Source organism: Bacillota bacterium (assembly GCA_023511835.1).
In the GTDB taxonomy this organism is placed as follows: domain Bacteria; phylum Bacillota; class Sulfobacillia; order JAIMAT01; family JAIMAT01; genus JAIMAT01.
The window spans coordinates 1-16,194 of the sequence record JAIMAT010000047.1; the positions used below are offsets into that span (position 1 = coordinate 1).

General features: G+C 73.9%; 16 protein-coding genes. 15 read left to right on the forward strand and 1 reads right to left on the reverse strand.

The window, feature by feature from the left end; all coding sequences use genetic code 11:
* The 9 genes from K6U79_07790 to K6U79_07830 form a co-directional block, all read left to right on the forward strand.
* Nucleotides 1-234 (forward strand): prepilin peptidase (locus tag K6U79_07790; GenBank protein ID MCL6522254.1); only part of this gene is annotated, 234 nt, incomplete at its 5' end.
* Nucleotides 235-254: 20 nt separating this feature from the next.
* Nucleotides 255-2,051 (forward strand): GspE/PulE family protein, encoded by a 1,797-nt coding sequence (locus K6U79_07795; protein ID MCL6522255.1) that lies wholly within the window; start codon nucleotides 255-257, stop codon nucleotides 2,049-2,051.
* Nucleotides 2,048-3,277, forward strand: coding sequence for a type II secretion system F family protein (locus K6U79_07800; GenBank protein ID MCL6522256.1), 1,230 nt, complete (start codon nucleotides 2,048-2,050; stop codon nucleotides 3,275-3,277). The genes K6U79_07795 and K6U79_07800 overlap by 4 nt, the downstream gene beginning before the upstream one ends.
* A gap of 286 nt (nucleotides 3,278-3,563) precedes the next feature.
* Nucleotides 3,564-3,965: a prepilin-type N-terminal cleavage/methylation domain-containing protein gene (locus tag K6U79_07805; GenBank protein MCL6522257.1), complete on the forward strand. Its 402-nt coding sequence runs from the start codon at nucleotides 3,564-3,566 to the stop codon at nucleotides 3,963-3,965.
* Between the two features lie 503 nt (nucleotides 3,966-4,468).
* The gene (locus tag K6U79_07810; GenBank protein MCL6522258.1) at nucleotides 4,469-5,005 is read left to right on the forward strand and encodes a hypothetical protein; all 537 of its coding nucleotides are present in this window, start codon (nucleotides 4,469-4,471) and stop codon (nucleotides 5,003-5,005) included.
* A 44-nt stretch (nucleotides 5,006-5,049) separates the two neighbouring features.
* On the forward strand, nucleotides 5,050-6,417 hold the full coding sequence (locus tag K6U79_07815; protein ID MCL6522259.1) for a hypothetical protein: 1,368 nt from the start codon (nucleotides 5,050-5,052) through the stop codon (nucleotides 6,415-6,417).
* On the forward strand, nucleotides 6,418-7,425 hold the full coding sequence (gene pilM / locus K6U79_07820) for a pilus assembly protein PilM (GenBank protein ID MCL6522260.1): 1,008 nt from the start codon (nucleotides 6,418-6,420) through the stop codon (nucleotides 7,423-7,425). It begins immediately after the preceding gene.
* Entirely contained in the window at nucleotides 7,422-8,015 is a 594-nt protein-coding gene (locus tag K6U79_07825; GenBank protein ID MCL6522261.1) for a fimbrial assembly protein, read from the forward strand. The genes pilM and K6U79_07825 overlap by 4 nt, the downstream gene beginning before the upstream one ends.
* A complete protein-coding gene (locus K6U79_07830; protein MCL6522262.1) occupies nucleotides 8,012-8,809 on the forward strand; it encodes a hypothetical protein in 798 nt (265 codons plus the stop codon). The genes K6U79_07825 and K6U79_07830 overlap by 4 nt, the downstream gene beginning before the upstream one ends.
* A gap of 81 nt (nucleotides 8,810-8,890) precedes the next feature.
* Here K6U79_07830 and K6U79_07835 read toward each other — a convergent pair whose 3' ends face one another.
* Nucleotides 8,891-10,585 (reverse strand): S-layer homology domain-containing protein, encoded by a 1,695-nt coding sequence (locus K6U79_07835; protein ID MCL6522263.1) that lies wholly within the window; start codon nucleotides 10,583-10,585, stop codon nucleotides 8,891-8,893.
* A gap of 139 nt (nucleotides 10,586-10,724) precedes the next feature.
* Between K6U79_07835 and cpaB the strand changes: the two genes are divergently transcribed.
* The 6 genes from cpaB to K6U79_07865 all read left to right on the forward strand — a co-directional run.
* Entirely contained in the window at nucleotides 10,725-11,591 is an 867-nt protein-coding gene (gene cpaB, locus K6U79_07840) for a Flp pilus assembly protein CpaB (protein ID MCL6522264.1), read from the forward strand.
* Complete coding sequence (locus K6U79_07845) at nucleotides 11,578-13,005, forward strand: hypothetical protein (GenBank protein MCL6522265.1); 1,428 nt, start codon at nucleotides 11,578-11,580, stop codon at nucleotides 13,003-13,005. Before cpaB ends, K6U79_07845 begins: the two co-directional genes overlap by 14 nt.
* Nucleotides 13,006-13,178: 173 nt before the next feature.
* Complete coding sequence (locus K6U79_07850) at nucleotides 13,179-14,402, forward strand: CpaF family protein (protein ID MCL6522266.1); 1,224 nt, start codon at nucleotides 13,179-13,181, stop codon at nucleotides 14,400-14,402.
* Nucleotides 14,399-15,139 (forward strand): type II secretion system F family protein, encoded by a 741-nt coding sequence (locus tag K6U79_07855; protein MCL6522267.1) that lies wholly within the window; start codon nucleotides 14,399-14,401, stop codon nucleotides 15,137-15,139. The genes K6U79_07850 and K6U79_07855 overlap by 4 nt, the downstream gene beginning before the upstream one ends.
* On the forward strand, nucleotides 15,139-15,783 hold the full coding sequence (locus K6U79_07860) for a type II secretion system F family protein (protein MCL6522268.1): 645 nt from the start codon (nucleotides 15,139-15,141) through the stop codon (nucleotides 15,781-15,783). Before K6U79_07855 ends, K6U79_07860 begins: the two co-directional genes overlap by 1 nt.
* 212 nt (nucleotides 15,784-15,995) lie before the next feature.
* On the forward strand, nucleotides 15,996-16,194 hold a 199-nt coding region (locus K6U79_07865), incomplete at its 3' end, for a hypothetical protein (GenBank protein ID MCL6522269.1).

Consider the following 16,194-nt stretch of genomic DNA (forward strand, 5'->3'; position numbering starts at 1 on the left):
AAGCTGGCGGCGGTGCTGGGTCTCTACCTGGGGCCGGCGTCGACGGCGGTGGCGCTCTTCGCCGCCGCCGTCCTGGGCGGCGGCGTGGCGGCCTTCTTGCTGGCGACCGGGAAGCGATCGAGGCGGGACGAACTGCCGTTCGGGCCCTTCCTGGCGGCGGGCGCGCTCGTCGCCTGGTTCTGGGGGAGCCGCATCGCCGCCGTCTACCTGCACTGGGCCGGCCTGGCCGGCTGAGGCGGAGGGGAGCGAGAGGGGTGGCGGCCGTCTTCTTCCGTGGGCAAGTAGGCCAATACCTGGTGGAGAAGGGCTGGATCAGCCAGGCCCAGCTCGAGGAGGCGCTGGCGGAGCAGCGGCGGAGCGGCCGGCGGCTGGGCGAGATCCTGCTCGCGCGGGGTCTCCTCAGCCGGCGCCAGCTGCAGGCGGCGCTGGCCGCCCAGCTGGGCGTCCGCAGCTGGGATCTCCGCGCCGTGCCGCCCGACCCCTCGGTGGCGCGCAGCGTGCCGGACTGGGTGGCCCGCCGCTACCGCCTTCTCCCGGTGCGCCGGGAAGCCCAGCGCCTGGTGGTGGCCATGGCCGACCCCACCGACTTGGAGGCGCTGGAGGAGGTCCGCCTCCGGACCGGCCAGGAGGTGGAGCCGGTCCTGGCGGACGAAGAAGAGCTCGACGAGGCGGTCGGCCGCATCTTCGGCCTGCTGGAGACGGCGGAGCGGGCGACGCGGTCGGCGGAGGCACGGGGGCAGCGCGCGAGCCGGCGCGAGCGGGAGGGCCGAGCGGGCGAGGCCGGCCCGGAGGCGGACGGGCCAGGCGCGGTGGAGGCGGCTTCCGAGCCGCTCCCCGGCGAGGGCCAGGCGCCGGTGGTGGAGTTCGTCCAGAACCTTCTCGCCCAGGCCCTGCGCGAGAAAGCCTCCGACATCCACCTGGAGCCGGGCGAGGGGAGCTTCGCCATCCGCTTCCGGGTGGACGGCGACCTCCACCTGGCCATGAGCCCGCCGCCGGCGCTCCACGCCGCGGTGGTCTCGCGCCTCAAGGTGCTGGCCGGCATGGACATCGCCGAGCGGCGGCTCCCCCAGGACGGCCGCTTCCGGACCGTGGTGGAGGGGCGTGAGGTGGACTGCCGCTGCTCCTCCATGCCCACCGTCCACGGCGAGAAGATGGTCATCCGCCTCCTGGACAAGCGGGGCGGCGGGGCCCGCCTCGACGCCCTCGGCCTGCCGCCGGAGGTCGTCGAGCGCCTGCGCGAGCTCGTCCGCCGCCCCTACGGCATGATCCTGCTCACCGGCCCCACCGGCAGCGGCAAGTCGACCACCCTGGCCGCCCTGCTCCAGGAAGTCGACCGGAGCCGCCTCAACGTGGTCACCATCGAGGATCCGGTGGAGTACGAGATCCCCGGCGTCAACCAGAGCCAGGTGAACGTCCGCGCCGGCCTCACCTTCGGCCTGGCGCTCCGCCACTTCCTCCGCCAGGACCCCGACGTGATCATGGTGGGCGAGATCCGCGACCGCGAGACGGCCGATACGGCCGTCCGCGCGGCGCTGACCGGCCACCTGCTGCTCAGCACCCTCCACACCAACGACGCGCCCAGCAGCGTCCCTCGGCTGGCGGAGATGGGCGTGGAGCCCTTCCTCATCGCCTCCTCGCTCCTGGGGGTGCTCGGCCAGCGCCTGGTACGGGTCCTCTGCCCGGTCTGCCGCCAGCCCTACCCCGCCGGCGCCGGGGCTGCCGAGCTCTTCGCCCAGGCCGGCCTCGAGCTCGCACCCGGCGCCACCCTCTACCGTCCGGCCGGCTGCTCCAGCTGCCGGAACGGCTACGCGGGTCGCACGGCCATCGCCGAGCTGATGCCGGTCAGCCCGGCGCTCCGCGAGCGGATCGGCGCCGGCGCCACGGCGGACGAGCTCCGCCGCCTCGCCGTGGCGGAGGGGATGCGCCCGCTGCGCCAGGCCGGCCTGGAACTGGCCCGGCAGGGCGTGACGAGCGTGGAGGAAGTGCTGCGCGTGACGGAGGCGGTGCACCTGCCCGAGCCGGCCCGCCCGCACGGAGGCGATCCCCGGTGAGCCGCTTCGTCTACACGGCGCGCAGCGCGGCCACCGGCCGGAAGGTGCGCGGCGCCCTCGAGGCTGAGTCGCTGGGCGCCCTGCTCGCCCGGCTCCACGAGGCCGGCTACGTACCGCTCTCGGTCCGCCCGGAGAACCCCTGGCTCGACGCCGACGTGAGGAAGCTCCTCGGCCTCGGCGCCTCGGCCGTCCCCACGCGCGATCGCGCCCTCTTCTTCCGGCAGATGGCGACGATGCTGCGGGCGGGGCTGCCGCTCCGCGCCTCGCTGCGCGCGGCGGCCGAGCAGGCCGGCGGCCGCATCCGCCAGGTCGCCCAGGGCCTGCTCCGCGAGATCGAGTCGGGCCGCTCGCTCCACGACGCGATGCGCCAGTTCCCGGACGCCTTCCAGCCGCTGCACGTGGCGCTGGTCCGTTCGGGCGAGCTGAGCGGCACCTTGGACGAGGTGCTGGAGCGCCTGGCCGGCGACGAGGAGCGCCGCCTGAAGACGGAGGGGAGGATCCGCTCGGCCTCGGCCTACCCGCTCTTCGTGTTGGTGGTGGCCGTCGTCGTCCTCGCCTTCATGACCTACTTCATCGTCCCCACCTTCGTCGGCATCTTCGAGCAGCTGCAGGTGCCGCTGCCCTGGACGACGCGGGTGCTGGTGGCACTCTCCACCCGCCCGGTATACGGCTATCTCTTCCTGGTGGCGCTGGCGGCGCTGGCCGCGGCGGCGGTGCTCTACGTGCGGTCGCCGCAGGGCCGGGCGCGTTACGACGCCTGGAAGCTGCGCGCTCCGGCGCTCGGACCCCTGGTGCGCCTCCTCGCCTTGGCGCGCCTGACGCGGGGGCTGGCGACCATGTTCCGGAGCGGCTTCCCCATCCTGGAAGCGCTGGAGGCCGCGGGCACGATGGCGGGGAACGCCGTCTTCGAGTCCGCGATGCGCGAGGTTCGCCGCAGCGTGGAGCAAGGCTCGGGCCTCGCCGACGGATTCCGCTTCGCCGGGGCCTTTCCGGCCTTTCTGGTGGAGATGGCGGCGGTGGGCGAGCGGACCGGCGCCCTGGACGAGCTCCTCGATCGCGCCGCGGCCATGTACGAGGCAGAGGCGGAGGAGCGCCTCTCCAGCCTCACCTCGGTCCTGGAGCCGCTGCTGGTCCTGCTCATGGGCGGGGTAATCGGCTTCATCGCGCTCTCGGTCTTCCTGCCCATGTTCTCGCTGATCTCGAACGTCTCGAAGATGCCGGGGTAGCCCTGGCGGCCGGCGGCCCGTACGGCGCGGGGGCGAAGGGTGCGGGCCGCGGAGCCGCCCGGCAGCCCAGGCGGCCTTCGCGCGACGGCGAGGAGGCGCGACAGGGGGGTGGTGGACGGTTGGGCTCGCCCCTGGAAGCGATGGAGGCCATTTGGCAATCGCCCAAGGGGGGCATTGAGAATTCCTGCCACTAAGGGTAGAAGGAACCATCACAATGTCGTGGAACGATGGTCTGACGTGCACCGGGCGGTCCCGGCACCCTGGCGGAGAAAAGGAGGTTGACCGGATGGAGCGACCGGTCGAAGGGCGGCGACGCCGCCGGCAAGAAGGCTTCACCCTGATCGAGCTGGGCGTGGTGTTGGCCATCATCGCGATCCTGGTGGCGATCGCGGTGCCGACGTACCTCAACATGACGCAGCGGGCCCGTCAAGCCGAGGCGGCCCAGGCATGGGACATGGTGAAGTCCGAGGTTTGGACGTACTATTTGCAGAACAACGCATTTCCACCTGCATCAAGTGGGACTTGGCCTACGGGCATTGACGACCCCAATCCAACAAGCAAGTACTGGGATTATAGTGTTTCCTCCAGTACCTACGCCTTTACATTCACAGCCTCACCGAAGGCCAATTACAGCGGTAGCAGTCTGCAGTGGACGCTACACAACGACGGTTCTGTAACTCAACCATAAAAATAACACTTGGTTCATGCAACAATCTCGCGTCGATAACTTGGTCGAACAAGGCTGCATCTTCCAGGTGTTACATTGATGTCGCTCACAAGGAACGGCCGGAAAGCCACAGCGCTGCTGCGGGCGAGCAGGGGGCAGGGATTGCTTGAGGTGTTGGTAGCCCTTCTTCTCCTGTCCCTGGTTACCATTGCCTTGTTTCCCTTGATGACTGCTACCAGTGCGGGGCTCTGGGGGAGTCAACGCCGCCAAGCGGCTGTCCGGTGCGCCCAGAGCATCATGGAACAGGTGCGCTCATCAAGTATGGCAGCCCCAAGGGCGGAGGGCTCGTGCAACGACGCCCGCTACCCCCGGATGTCGTGGGCAGCGGCACTCGTCGGGGACCGGCTAAGTGTGGTCATTTACTCCGACACTTCCGGCTCTATGACGCTGTTTTCCGTTGCTAGCGAGCTGTCTCCGGGCGTGGCACAGCCATGAGGTCGGCATCCGTTCCGCGTGCATTCACTTTGGTAGAGTTAGTAGTTGTTCTGGCGTTACTCGGAATTGTCGCAGGCGCAGTTACCTCACTTGTCGGCTGGGGGTTTCGCCAGCAGGCGGTCGTCGAGCAGCAAGAATCCGAGCAGGAAGCGGTTCACCAGGGGCTCTCCCGCCTCGCCGACCTCATCCGGCGGGCCGGCGCGGCCGGCAGACCTGCGATCCAGGCCGGCGCCCCGGACTCCATCGATCTGCGCGGCTTCACGCGCCCGCCGTCCTGGGCAGGAAGTGCGACCGTCCACGTCTCGCTGGACCCGACGGGCCGCCTGGTCGCCACGGTGCAAGGCGGCAACACGGCTGTGGTCGACTTGGTGCCGGGGGCGCGTTTCCGCGAACTCCGCTTCGGCTACGCCGCAGCCGGACGGGGCGATCCAGCGCCCTCGTGCGGTTCCGCCGGCGACTCTCTGCCCTGCGCCCGGGTCTCCGCAGTCGAAGTGACGCTGGGCGCCGCGGGTTCCGGGGAGGAGGAGAGCCTGTGGGTGGCACTGCGCAACCCGGGCGGCCAATAGCTTCCTCCCCGCCGCGCGGCCGGCGCGCAAACGGCGGCCAGGCGTTGCTGGCCGTCCTCGTGGTGGTCGCCCTGCTCGGGCTGACGGGGAGCGCGCTGGTGGCCCTATGGATGCGAAGCGTCCTCCTCGCCCAGCGGCATGCGGATGAGGTGGCCGCGCTCTATGCGGCCGAGGCGGGCATCGCCGAGGGGGCCAAGCAGCTGGCGGCAGGGGACGGCCAGCCCTTCTCCGGGTACCGGGGGGTCGTGGGAAGCCCTCCCTGGACGGCGTCTTTCACGGTCTCGGCAGGCCCGGACGGGCAGGGTGGCTTCCTGCTCACGAGCCAGGGGGAGAAGGGCTCCGCGGTGCGCACCGTCCGGGTGAGGCTGGCGACTCCCTTCCTTTTCCCGTTCTATGCCGGGCGGACTCTCAACCTCTCGGCCGAGAGCTGGATCGGCAGGGGGACCGTCTACTTCGATGCGGTTCCCGCGTACGGAACGGCTCCCGGGGCCGGCTACAACATCCGCGGCAACTTCTTCATGGCCGGCACCTCGCAGCCCGTCCGTCCCGTGCAGGTCTCCATGGCGCTCCCGGCGGTCCCGTTCTCGGCTTTCGCGTCGCTGGCGGGATCGCCGCCGCCCGCACCCGCTCCGCTCTCTCCGGTGAAGGGCGCACCGTGGACCCTGGCGGCGGGCTGGTACCAGGCGCCCGAAGAGTGCGACGGGGCGGACCTGGTCGTCCCCGACGGGGCGACGGTGGGCATCCTGGGCAGCCTCTCCTGTGACCGCGCTCAGCTCCAAGTGGGGAAGGACGCCACGCTGGTGGTGACGGGTGACCTGGTGCTCACCCGCACCAAGCCCACCAGCACGAGTCTCCTCCTGGAGAACGGGGGGCGGATCGTCGTCGGCGGCAATGTGTCGGTGGCCTCGGTCCAAGCCCTGTCGGTCTCCCCGCTGGCGACGGGAGGCGGGGGCCTCCTCGTCGCCGGTGGCGCGGTGGACATCCAGAACATCTCCCTGGCCAACGTCAGCACGGGGACGAGCACGTTGGCGATCCTCGCGCTCGACCGCCGAGGCTGCTCGGCCCGGGCCTGCGGGCCGGACTCCAGCAACGACATCACCATCGACAGTGCCAGCCTGGTCTCGGCCTCGCGCGGCGCCACGCTCGACCTGGTGGCGTACTCTGCGCCCCTCCCTGGTGCATCCAACCCTCCCAAGGTCGAGCTCGCCCTCAATAGTTTCGTGAGTGTCGGCACGACCCAGATGACGGCTGCCGTGGTCTCCGCCGGGGACGTTCGCTTCTCCGTCGGGTCGCTGATCGACCTGAGCACGATGGAGATCTCGCCCAATCCGCGGGGCCTGATGACGTTCTCTTCCCTGGCGCCGGGAGCGGGCCTTTGGACGCAGCTGAGCTGGGACGAAGGCGGGTCGTAGGTGCGGAGACGAGCGAGCTACGGGGTGGACGCGGGCAGTACCGGCGTGCGCGTAGCCTCCTGGGACGGAGACGGCCCGCCGCGACCGGAGGGGGGCGTGGCGCGCGGGCCGGTGGTGGCCACGCTTCCGGCGGAGGAGTGCGTCTTCCGCCTCATCGAGCTGCCGTCCCTCCAGCTGGGCGGGCGGGAGGCGATCGCGTCGCTCCGGTGGGAGCTGCAGCGGATACTTCCTTTCCCGGTCGACGAGGGCGTCTTCGATTTCGTCTCCCTTGCCGACGGGCGCACGGGAGATCCGGCGGGGGACGGGCCGTCTCGCCTCCGCTACGCGGTGAGCGGTGCCCGCCTGGAGGCGGTCGACGCGCGCATGGCGGCATTACGGCAGCTCGGCGTCCGCCCGGCGGTGCTGGAGCCGGAGTGGGTGACGCTCTGGCGGATCGCCCTCGAGCTCCGGCCGCCGGGAGCGGCATCGGGCGTCCTCGATCTGGGCGAATCGGGCAGCCGCCTGATGGTGGTCGACCCCGACGGCGTGCCGTTCGCCTTCCACCGCTCGCGCGTCGGCGGCCGCCTCCTGACGGAGGAGCTGGCCTCGGCGATCGGCGTCGCGCCCGCGGAGGCGGAGAACTTGAAAATCAGTGAGTTCGCCGAGGACCTGGGCCCGCTCGCCACCGGGGCCGCTCTCGGCGAGCTGGCGGGCGACCTGGTGCGGGCGCTGCGCCGGGTCCAGCAGGAGTTTTCCTCGGGACCCGTGGAGATGTGGGCGGTGGGCGGCGGGGCGCTCTGGCCGGCGCTGCGGACGGCGCTGAGCGAGGCGCTCGCGCTGGAACTCCGGCGGCCGGGGACGCCCGAGGCGGCCGCTCGATCGCCCGTGGGGGCGCTCGATCCCCGCTGGGTGCTGGCGGGCGAGTTGGCGCGGTGGTATGCGGCCCGGGCTCGACGGGGCGAGGCCGTGAGCGAAGAGGAAGGCCTCCGCCAGGCGGTCACCGCGGAGAAGGGGGCGCCGGGCCGGTGAGGGCGTCGTCGTGGCCTGCCTTCGATCTCCTCCACCCGCGGCTTCCGTCGAGGCGCGCGCGCCTCGCGGGCGCACTGAGCGCGGCGCTGCTGGCGGTGGCGCTCCTCGACCTGTTGGCCGTGCTCGCCTGGTCGGCATTGCTCGCCCAGTCGTCACGCCTGGACTCCCAGATCGGCGCCTACGGCCGGCGGCAGGCGCAGGCCAACGCGCTGGCGGCGCGGAGCGCTCCGGAGGCGCGGAGCCTCGCCGAGCTTCGCACCCGGCTGGCCGTGCTCGAAGCGCTTCCTCCCGGCGTCCAGGGGTCACAGGCGCTCCTCGAGAGACTGGCGGAGCTCCTTCCGGCAGGCGGTTCCTTGAGTAGCGCGACGCTCGGCAGCGGCGGGCGCCTTCTCTTGACCGGCCAGCTGCCGAGCTACGCGGCCGTCGAGAGCTACGTCCGGGCGCTCCAGGCGACGGGCCGTTTCGCCTACGTGCGGGTGGTCAGCGAGGTGGCGGGCCAGGGCGGCGCCCCGGCGGCCACGGGCGCCCCGCAACCCGCGGGCGTCCAGTTCCAGCTGGAGAGCTGGCTTGCCGGGGAGGGGAAGCCATGAGCGCCTCGCATCCGGGAAGCCCGCTCGCCTTCCCGTCCGGCCCCGCGGGCGGCGGGCGCTCGCCTGGCAGGAGAGCGGCCGGCTTCCACCTCTCCGCGCTCGCGCACGAGCCGCGGCTGGTCCGGCTGGCGCCCTGGCTGCTGCTCCTGGCGGTCCTCTTTCTGCTGGTCTTCGTGCCGCTCAGCCTCCTGCCCCAGGTGACCCAGTTGGCCGGCATGGAAAGCCGGCTGACGGCGGCGCAAAGATCGGCGCTACAGGCGGAGCGGTTGGCCACCTCCGTCGCCGGCGCCGCCAGACAGGTGCCGGCCCTCGAGAGCCGCCTCGCCCGCGCCGAGGCCGGCCTCGTGGCGCTGGGTGCGCTCCCGGGTTCGGGGACGCTCCTGGCCGCCCACGCCCGGGAGAGCGGGGTGACCCTCCTTTCGGCCGGCTATGGTCCCTTCACGGAGCTGGCGCCTTCGCAGCCGCAGAAGAGTGCCACGGGCCAGACCGCGGCCAACGCCACCCCGCTCCCCTACGGCCAGGTCACGCTGGATCTGGTCGCCCAGGGGAGCTGGTCGGGGCTGGCCCGCTTCCTGGGACTGACCGAAGGCTCCACGCCCGGTCTCCGCGTCACCTCCTGGAGCGTGGCCGCCAGCGGGGCGGCACCGGGGACGTTCCAGCTCCACTTGACCGGTCTGTTCTACGTCCACGGGCGGCCGCCGGTGCAGCAGGCGGTGATGCCCGCCGCCGGCCCGGGCGCAGCCGCCACACCGGTGGCGCCTGCGGCGCCGGCCGCGCCGGGCCGGGGAGGCTAGCCGTCCCGGACTCCCGCCGGGCGGGGCCATGGGGCGGGCACGCGCCCCGCCCGGCACCGTCCGGAGCCGCCTCCGGACCGTTCAGCCCGTCAGCACGAAACGGACCATCTCCAGCAGCTCGCCTCCCACCACCAGGTCGACGCGCGCGCCGGCGCTGCGGCCGTCGGCGGTGCGGCCCGTCAGCTCCACGGGGTAGGCGCCGTCCGGCCACTCGTCGGGGATGCGCCAGTCGCCCTGCCAGGCGCCCGCGCCCAGCGGGAGCAGTCTCTGGCGGCTGCCGTCGGGCCAGACCGCCTCGACGGCGACGAGCGCACTGCTGCCCTCCGCGCGGAGGCGGACATGGAAGCCGCGTGGGGCCGGGTTCGGGTCGAGGCTTCCTTCCAGGTGGAGCGGGCGCTCCACGCGTAGGGTGAGGGTTTGCTCGCGCGCGACCGGGCCGAAGTCGGCGCGCACCGTCACCGCGTACGCGCCCTCGTCGGCGGGTGCGGCCAGCAGGCCGCTCCAGGTGGTCCAGCCGTCGCTCTCGCCCGCGGGGGCCAGGGCCCGAACCTGGCCGGCCAGCGCGGCGCTGACCGAGCGCGCGCCCCCGGTCGTCCGGGCCAGCACCGCGACCGTGGCTCCCGGCAGGCTCCGCTCCGGTTCCAGCAAGGCCTCCAGGCGTCGCCGCACGACGAAGAGCGGCGTCGGCACGGAGAGCAGCTCGTTCCCCTGGCGGTCGACCACCGCCCCCTGCAGGCGATACTCGCCGTCCGGCACCGGGAGCCCCAGGGCGTCACTCCCCTCCCAGGTGACGCTCTCCGGCAGGGGCATGGGCTGGCTGCCGCGGCGGAAGCGGAAGAGCTCCCGGCCGCTCAGGTCGCGGATGAAGAGGTTCCAGTTGTAGGCCGGTTGGGTGAGAAGCGAACCGATCCCGATGGTCGTCTCGTCCTCCCAGCCGTCACCGTCGGGCGAGAACGGGTTGGGCGACGGGCGGAGGGTGATCATGGCCGAGCGGTAGATCTCGGCCGCAGCCTCGGCGCGCGTGAGCAGCCGGGCGGGCTGGAGGCTTCCGTCGGGATAGCCCTCGAGGATCCCGAGCTGGACGGCCAGCGCCACCCGGGCGCGGAACTCGGGCAGCGCCTCTCCGCCGTCCGGGAAGCGCCCGAGGAGCTCCATCTGGCGGGCGACGGGCAGCGCCTCCGCCCAGCGGTCGAAGCCCAGGCCGCTGATCAGGAAGGCGACGGCCATGTCCCGCCGCAGGCCCGCCTCGGGGTGGAAGAGCGAGCCCGGCGCGCCCCCGACCCACCCTTGGCGCCGGAGCGCCTCCACCCAGGGCAGGGCGGGGAGGCGGCCGTAGAGCAGGAGCTCGGGACCCACGTCGGCGTAGTAGGCCGTTGCGCCCTCGACCGGCGCCAGCTTGAAGGACTGCGCGGAGAGCAGGGCATACTCCGCCCGGCTCATGGTGGCGTCGGGCCGGAAGTAGGCGGCCAGGACGCGGCCGCCCACGGTCCAGCGGTCGCCGTCGGTCACCCCCGCCTCCCAGAGCGCCCGGATCATGCCGTAGGCCCAATGGGCGACGGGGACGTCGCGGTACCAGGGGTCGCGGTCGAAGGTGGCGGCCGCCGCCCGCCCGGCGGCGGAGCCGAGAACCGCCCCCTGCGCCCCCAGAAGCAGGAGCGCGAGCAGCAGGCGTAGCGCCTTCCGCGCCCGGCCCGGTCGACTCCGCGGGCGGCCGGCGCGGGGCGGCGAAGGCCCGCCTCCCCCCGAGCCACCTGCACGGGCTCTCCTCTCTTCCAACGAAGCTCCCCCTCTCCGGAGGCCGGCGGTCCTCCGCCTCCAATCCTATCCAGGGAGCGGTAGCCATGGAATATCTTGACAGCCCCGACGCTTCCTGGTAGCGTCTGGAACATCCCGATGCCTGGGCGGTGAGAATCGGATGCGCTGGCGGAACCCGACGTTCTGGCTCGCGCTGGCGGTCGGCCTGGCCTCGCTGGCCGCCTTCCTGGCCCTGCTGCCGCGGGGCGGCGGCCGCGTCCCGGTGGTCGTGGCCGCGCGCGCCCTCCCGGCCTACACGCGCCTTCAGGCGGGCGACGTGCGGCTGGTCGAGCTGCCCGCCGAGGCCGTCCACCCGGAGGCGAGCGGCGACGTGCGGCAGGTGGTGGGACGGTACACCTCGGCCGCCCTCGCGCGCGGCGAGCAGATCCTGCGCGGCCGGCTGGCCGGCGGCGACCGGGCCGGCCAGGCGCTGGCCGGGCTGGCGCCCGGGCGCGCGGTGATGGCCGTGCCCGTCGACCCGACGCGGACACCCGTGGGCCTTCTCCAGCCCGGTCGGCGCCTGGACGTCCTCTTCGTCTCCGAGAGTCGCGACGGAGCCGCGGCGCGCAGCCAGCTGCTCCTCCGCGGCGTCGAGCTGGTCGGGGTGCAGGATGCGGCCGGCGGCTGGTACGACGAGAGCCCGGGCGGCCGCGACCGCCGCGAGGCGCCCGCGGCCGTCCTCCTGGCCGTCGACGGCCCCCAGGCGGAGCGCCTCGCCTATGCGATCGCCTACGGCCGCGTCATGCTGGCCGCCTCCTCTCTGGCAGGCGGCCTGGAGAGCGGCGGTGGCGTCGACCGCCAGCGGCTCCTCCTGCCGGCCTCCGTCCCTCTCCCGGCCGTGCCCTCGGGCGAGGCGGCCGCCCCGCCTGCGGGCGAACCCTTCGAGGAAGCGCCCGGCAATCCGCCGGGGGAACTGCTGGATGCGCCTCCGGACGCGACCGACCTTTCCGGCGTGACGACAGGGGGTGGAGCCGGTGGCGGGGAGTGAGCCCGGTCTCGAGTCCGGGTCGCCCGTCCGGCCGCGCCCGCGCGTCGTCCTGGTCGGCGACGACCCGCAGCTCGAGGAGGCGCTCCGCACGCCCGGCGGCCCGCGCCTGGTCGCCCGCCTGCAGGAGGTGGAGTCGGCCCTGCCGGTGCTGGCCCAGATCCGGCCGGAGGTGGTGGTGGCCGCCGAGAGCGCCGCGCCGGGGGAGCCTTTCTCGGCGCTCCTGGCCGGCGTGCGCGCCCTGCTTCCGGGGACGAGGCTCTTGGCCGTCACCAGCGGCGCCATCGCCTACGACGTGCAGGGCGTCGACGAGCTGCGCCTCCCCTGGAGCCTCTCCGACGTCCTGGAGCGCGCCGGCTGGCCGGCCGCCCGGCGCCCGCCGGCGGTGGCGGGGGGCGCCGCCGCCGCCGGCCGCGGCCGCCTCGCCGGAGGCAGGGCGCGGATCGCCGTACGGAGGCCGGCACCGCCTGCGCCCGGCCCCGTCGCCACCCCCGACCCCTCCGGGACGGCCGCCGCGGCCGGCGAGCGCGATCGCTCGTGGCAGCGCCTCGAGGCGGCGCGCCGCGAGGAGGCGGCACGCTTCCCCGTGCGGACGCTGCGCCCGCAGGTGGCGGTCATCCTCGGTGCCCAGGGAGGCGCCGGCAAGACCAGCCTGGCGGTCAACCTGGCCGCGCTCCTGGCCGCGCGCACCGACGCCCGGCTGCTCCTCGTCGACATGGGCCTGGAGGGCGCGGACGCCTCCGTCCAGCTGGAGCTCCTGGACGCGCCCGGGCTCGCCGACCTGCTTCCCTTCGCCGGCCGACTCGAGTCGGCGGAGGCGCAGGCGTCGATCCGCCACCACCGCCTGGGCTTCGACGTCGTGGCCGGCCTGCCGCGTCCCGAGCTGGCCCAGCTGATCGACGCCGCCCAGGTGGAGCTTCTCCTGCGGGGCTGCCTCGCGCGCTACGACGTGACGCTGGTGGACACGGCACCGGCGCCTCCTCCCGAGCTGGCAAGAGCCCTCGCCGGCTCGGCGACGCAGCTCTTCCTCGTCACCACCGCCGAGCCGCCCGCCCTCCGCCGCCTACGGCTCTTCCTGGAGCAGGAAGAGGTTCCCTGGCCGCGCGAGCGGGTGCAGCTCGTCTTCACCCGCCTGCGTCCCGGCGGACTTGTACCGCCCGCCCAGGCGGCCCGCGAGCTGGGCTTCGAACGCTGGTTCGAGCTGCCCGAGGCCGGTGAGGCGCTGGAACGGAGCGCCTACGTCGGGCGGCCGCTGGTGCTCGACCAACCCGACCACCCCTTCAGCCGCGCCGCCGGGCGGCTGGCCACCCAGCTGGTCCCCTTCGCCCGGGCGGAGGGCGGCTGGACCGACCTCCTGCGCGAAGGCTGGGCGCGCCTCTCAAGCGCTTGGATCCGAGACCGGAACGGGAGGGGATGACCGTGGAGAGCACGACGGCGCTGATGGAAGAGGAGAGGTGGCGGGTGCCCGCGGAAGCGAGGCCGGCCTCCCGCACGGCGGCGGCATCCCTGCAGGCCGGCGATTCCAGCCAGCCTCCCGCCGGGCCCGCCGAACCCCCGGGCGAGCTGGTGGACCGGCTGCGCGAGCACCTGATGCGCTCCGCCCCGGATCTCTTCGAGAGTGCCCGCCAGGACGGGGAGGGGCGCCTCGAACTCCTGCGCTGGCTCGAGACGCGCCTGCTGGCCGAGCACGGTCTCCGCCACCCCGTCGAGCGCCGGCGACTGGCCGAGGCGATCGCCGACGAGCTGGCCGACTACGGGCCGCTGGCACCGCTGATGCGTGACCCCACCGTCAACGACATCCTGGTCAACGGCCCCAAGGCCGTCTTCGTGGAGCGCCTCGGCCAGCTCCAGCGGACGTCGATCCGCTTTCGCGACGCCGCGCACCTGGAGGCGCTCATCCAGCGCATCGTCGCCCCGCTGGGCCGGCGCATCGACCGGTCGCAGCCCTACGTGGACGCGCGCCTGCCCGACGGCTCGCGGGTCCACGCCGTCATCGCGCCCCTGGCGCTGGGCGGTCCCTACCTCACCATCCGCAAGTTCTCCCGCGAGCCGTTGACCCCCGCCCGGCTGGTGGAGCTGGGCACCTGGAGTGCGGAGCTGGCGCGGTGGCTGGCCGTGGCGGTGCGCAGCCGCTGCAACCTGCTGGTCAGCGGGGGGACGGGCTCGGGCAAGACCACCACCCTCAACGCCCTGGCCAGCTTCATCCCCGGCGGCCGCGAGCGGCTGATCACGGTGGAGGACGACGCCGAGCTGCTCCTGCAGCAGGAGCACGTCGTCCGCCTGGAGGCCCGTCCGGCCAACGTGGAAGGAAGGGGGGAGGTGACGATCCGCGAGCTGGTGCGGAACGCGCTCCGCATGCGTCCCGACCGGATCATCATCGGCGAGCTGCGCGGCGCCGAGGCCTTCGACTGGCTGACCGCCCTCAACACCGGCCACGAGGGAGCGCTCAGCACCCTCCACGCCAACTCGGCCTCCGACGCTCTCGAACGGGTGGCCAACATGGTGCTGATGGCGGGGGCCGATCTCCCCTACGCCGCCATCCTCCAGCAGGTAGGGGCGGGCCTCGACCTCGTCCTCCACCAGGCCCGCCTGGGCGACGGCTCGCGCCGCCTCCTCGAGGTGGGCGCGGTGGAGCTGGCCGGGGGACGGGCACTGATCCGGACGCTCTGGCGCTGGAATCACCGCGCCTCGCGTTTCGAAAGCCTGCCTGCCGAACTGCCCGCCCGGTTGCGCGAGAAGGCGGCCCGCGCCGGGGAGCGCTGGCCGATGGCGGGCGTGGCGGAGGCTCCGCAAGGGCGGGGTCGGGCGGCATGAGCGCGTGGCCCGGGCTCCTGGCCCTGGCTGGCTCGGCGGCCTTCTCGCTGGCCGCCTGGGAGCTCTTCCGCGAGGGGGCGTCGGGCGGCCGCCTGGCAAGGCTTCTCGGCCGCCGCCCCAGGCAGCCGGCCGACCCGGTCGGCCGTCTTCTGGAGGCCGCGCGCAGGCGGCTCCTCGCCCGGCGTCGCCGCGAGGCCATGGAGGAAGCCATGGAGGCCGCCATCCTGGAGATCTCCGAGGCGCTGCGCGCGGGGGCCAGCATCTTCCTGGCGGTGGAGCAGGCGGCCCGCCACGCCGAACCGCTGCTGGCACCGCACCTGGAGCAGGTGCTCCGCCTCTACCGGAGCGGCGTCAGCCTCTCGCTGGCACTCCGCCACCTGGAGGAGGTGCCGGGCTGCGAGGAGAGCGGGAGGCGCCTGGGCCAGGTGCTTCGCCTCCACCGCCGCACCGGCGGTGACCCGCGACTGGCCCTGGCCCGGCTGAGCGAGAGCCTGCGCCGCGAACGGCAGCGCCGGGCGCAGCAGGCGGCCCGTACCGCCGAGGCGCGCTGGACGGCCCACTTCCTCGCCGCGCTGCCGCCGCTCATCTTCCTCTACATGGTGGCCACCGGCGCCAGCCCGCTGGGCCTGCTGGGCGCCTCGCCCGCGGGCCGGGTCGCGCTCGCCTACGCCCTCCTCTCGTGGCTGGCGGGCATCGGGGTCGTCGACCGGCTGACCCGAACCGGGGAGGCGGGATGATGTCGCACCTGCCCTGGCTCCTCCTGACCGCCCTTCTCGCCAGCGGGGCCGCCGCCGCGGCGGTGGTCGCCCTCGATCCGGGCGCCGCCTGGCTGCCGCGGGCGATACGGCGCCTGCGCCAGGCCACCGCCTCCTCCCGCGCCGCCGGCGCCCGCTTGGCGGGAGGCCTGCGGAGCCGCCGCCGGCAGCGGGCCCGCCAGCGGGAGGCGCGCCGCGCCCTGGCTCCCACCCTCGACCTGCTGGCCGAAGCGAGCGAGGCGGGGCTCAACCTCTTTCACGCCATCCGCCTGACGGGCGAGGAGACCGGCGGGGCCATGGGGGAGGAGCTCCTCCAGGTGGCGGGGCAGGTCGAGCGCGGCCAGGAGCCGCTGCGGGCGCTGACGCTCCTCTACCAGGAGCTGCGCCTGCCGGAGCTGCGCGGGCTGGAACGGGCGCTCCGCCTGGGGCAGAGCCTGGGCGCTCCCGTGGCGGAGACGCTCCGCTCCATCGCCGCCGCCGTGCAGGAGGAGGAGGCGACCCGGCGGGCCCGCCAGCTGGACGTGCTCCCTCTCAAGCTGACGCTGGCCACGGGGGCGCTCCTGCTCCCGCCCATCCTCATCCTGGTGCTGGTGCCGAGCCTTCTTCGCTTCCTGGCCGACTTCTGACCGCGGGCGAAGTCCCGAACGACGGCGGGCGGTGGCCGGGACCGCCCGTGGAGGAGGTAAGTCCATGCGCTTCGCGAGAGGGAAGGGGGACGGGCTGCCACCCGTCCAGCCTTCCGGCTCTGCTCACGTCCTACCACTCTTGGCGGCAGGACCCCCGCCGGGCCGGCCAGGCGGCAGATCCGGCGCCGGAAGGCGCGAGGAGGTCGAGGCGGATGCAGGCGATCGCTCGGCGGGTGACGGAGGCGCTCTTGGGGGCCCAGGTGCGGCTCTACCGGAGGCTGGAAAGGCTCAGGCCCGCGGCGGGGGAGGGTCGTGCGGGGTCGCGGGGCGGAGAGCGCGGCGTCTCGACGGCGGAGTACGCGCTGCTCCTGGCGCTGGTGGTGGTGGTGCTCATCACCTCCCTGACCACGC

What these genes read in the sequence shown, in the direction of transcription:
- K6U79_07830 (MCL6522262.1), top strand. Translation starts at nt 8,012, where the DNA reads ATGAGCGCCTCGCATCCGGGAAGCCCGCTCGCCTTCCCGTCCGGCCCC.
- cpaB (MCL6522264.1), top strand. Translation starts at nt 10,725, where the DNA reads ATGCGCTGGCGGAACCCGACGTTCTGGCTCGCGCTGGCGGTCGGCCTG.
- K6U79_07855 (MCL6522267.1), top strand. Translation starts at nt 14,399, where the DNA reads ATGAGCGCGTGGCCCGGGCTCCTGGCCCTGGCTGGCTCGGCGGCCTTC.
- K6U79_07850 (MCL6522266.1), top strand. Translation starts at nt 13,179, where the DNA reads ATGCGCTCCGCCCCGGATCTCTTCGAGAGTGCCCGCCAGGACGGGGAG.
- K6U79_07860 (MCL6522268.1), top strand. Translation starts at nt 15,139, where the DNA reads ATGTCGCACCTGCCCTGGCTCCTCCTGACCGCCCTTCTCGCCAGCGGG.
- K6U79_07805 (MCL6522257.1), top strand. Translation starts at nt 3,564, where the DNA reads ATGGAGCGACCGGTCGAAGGGCGGCGACGCCGCCGGCAAGAAGGCTTC.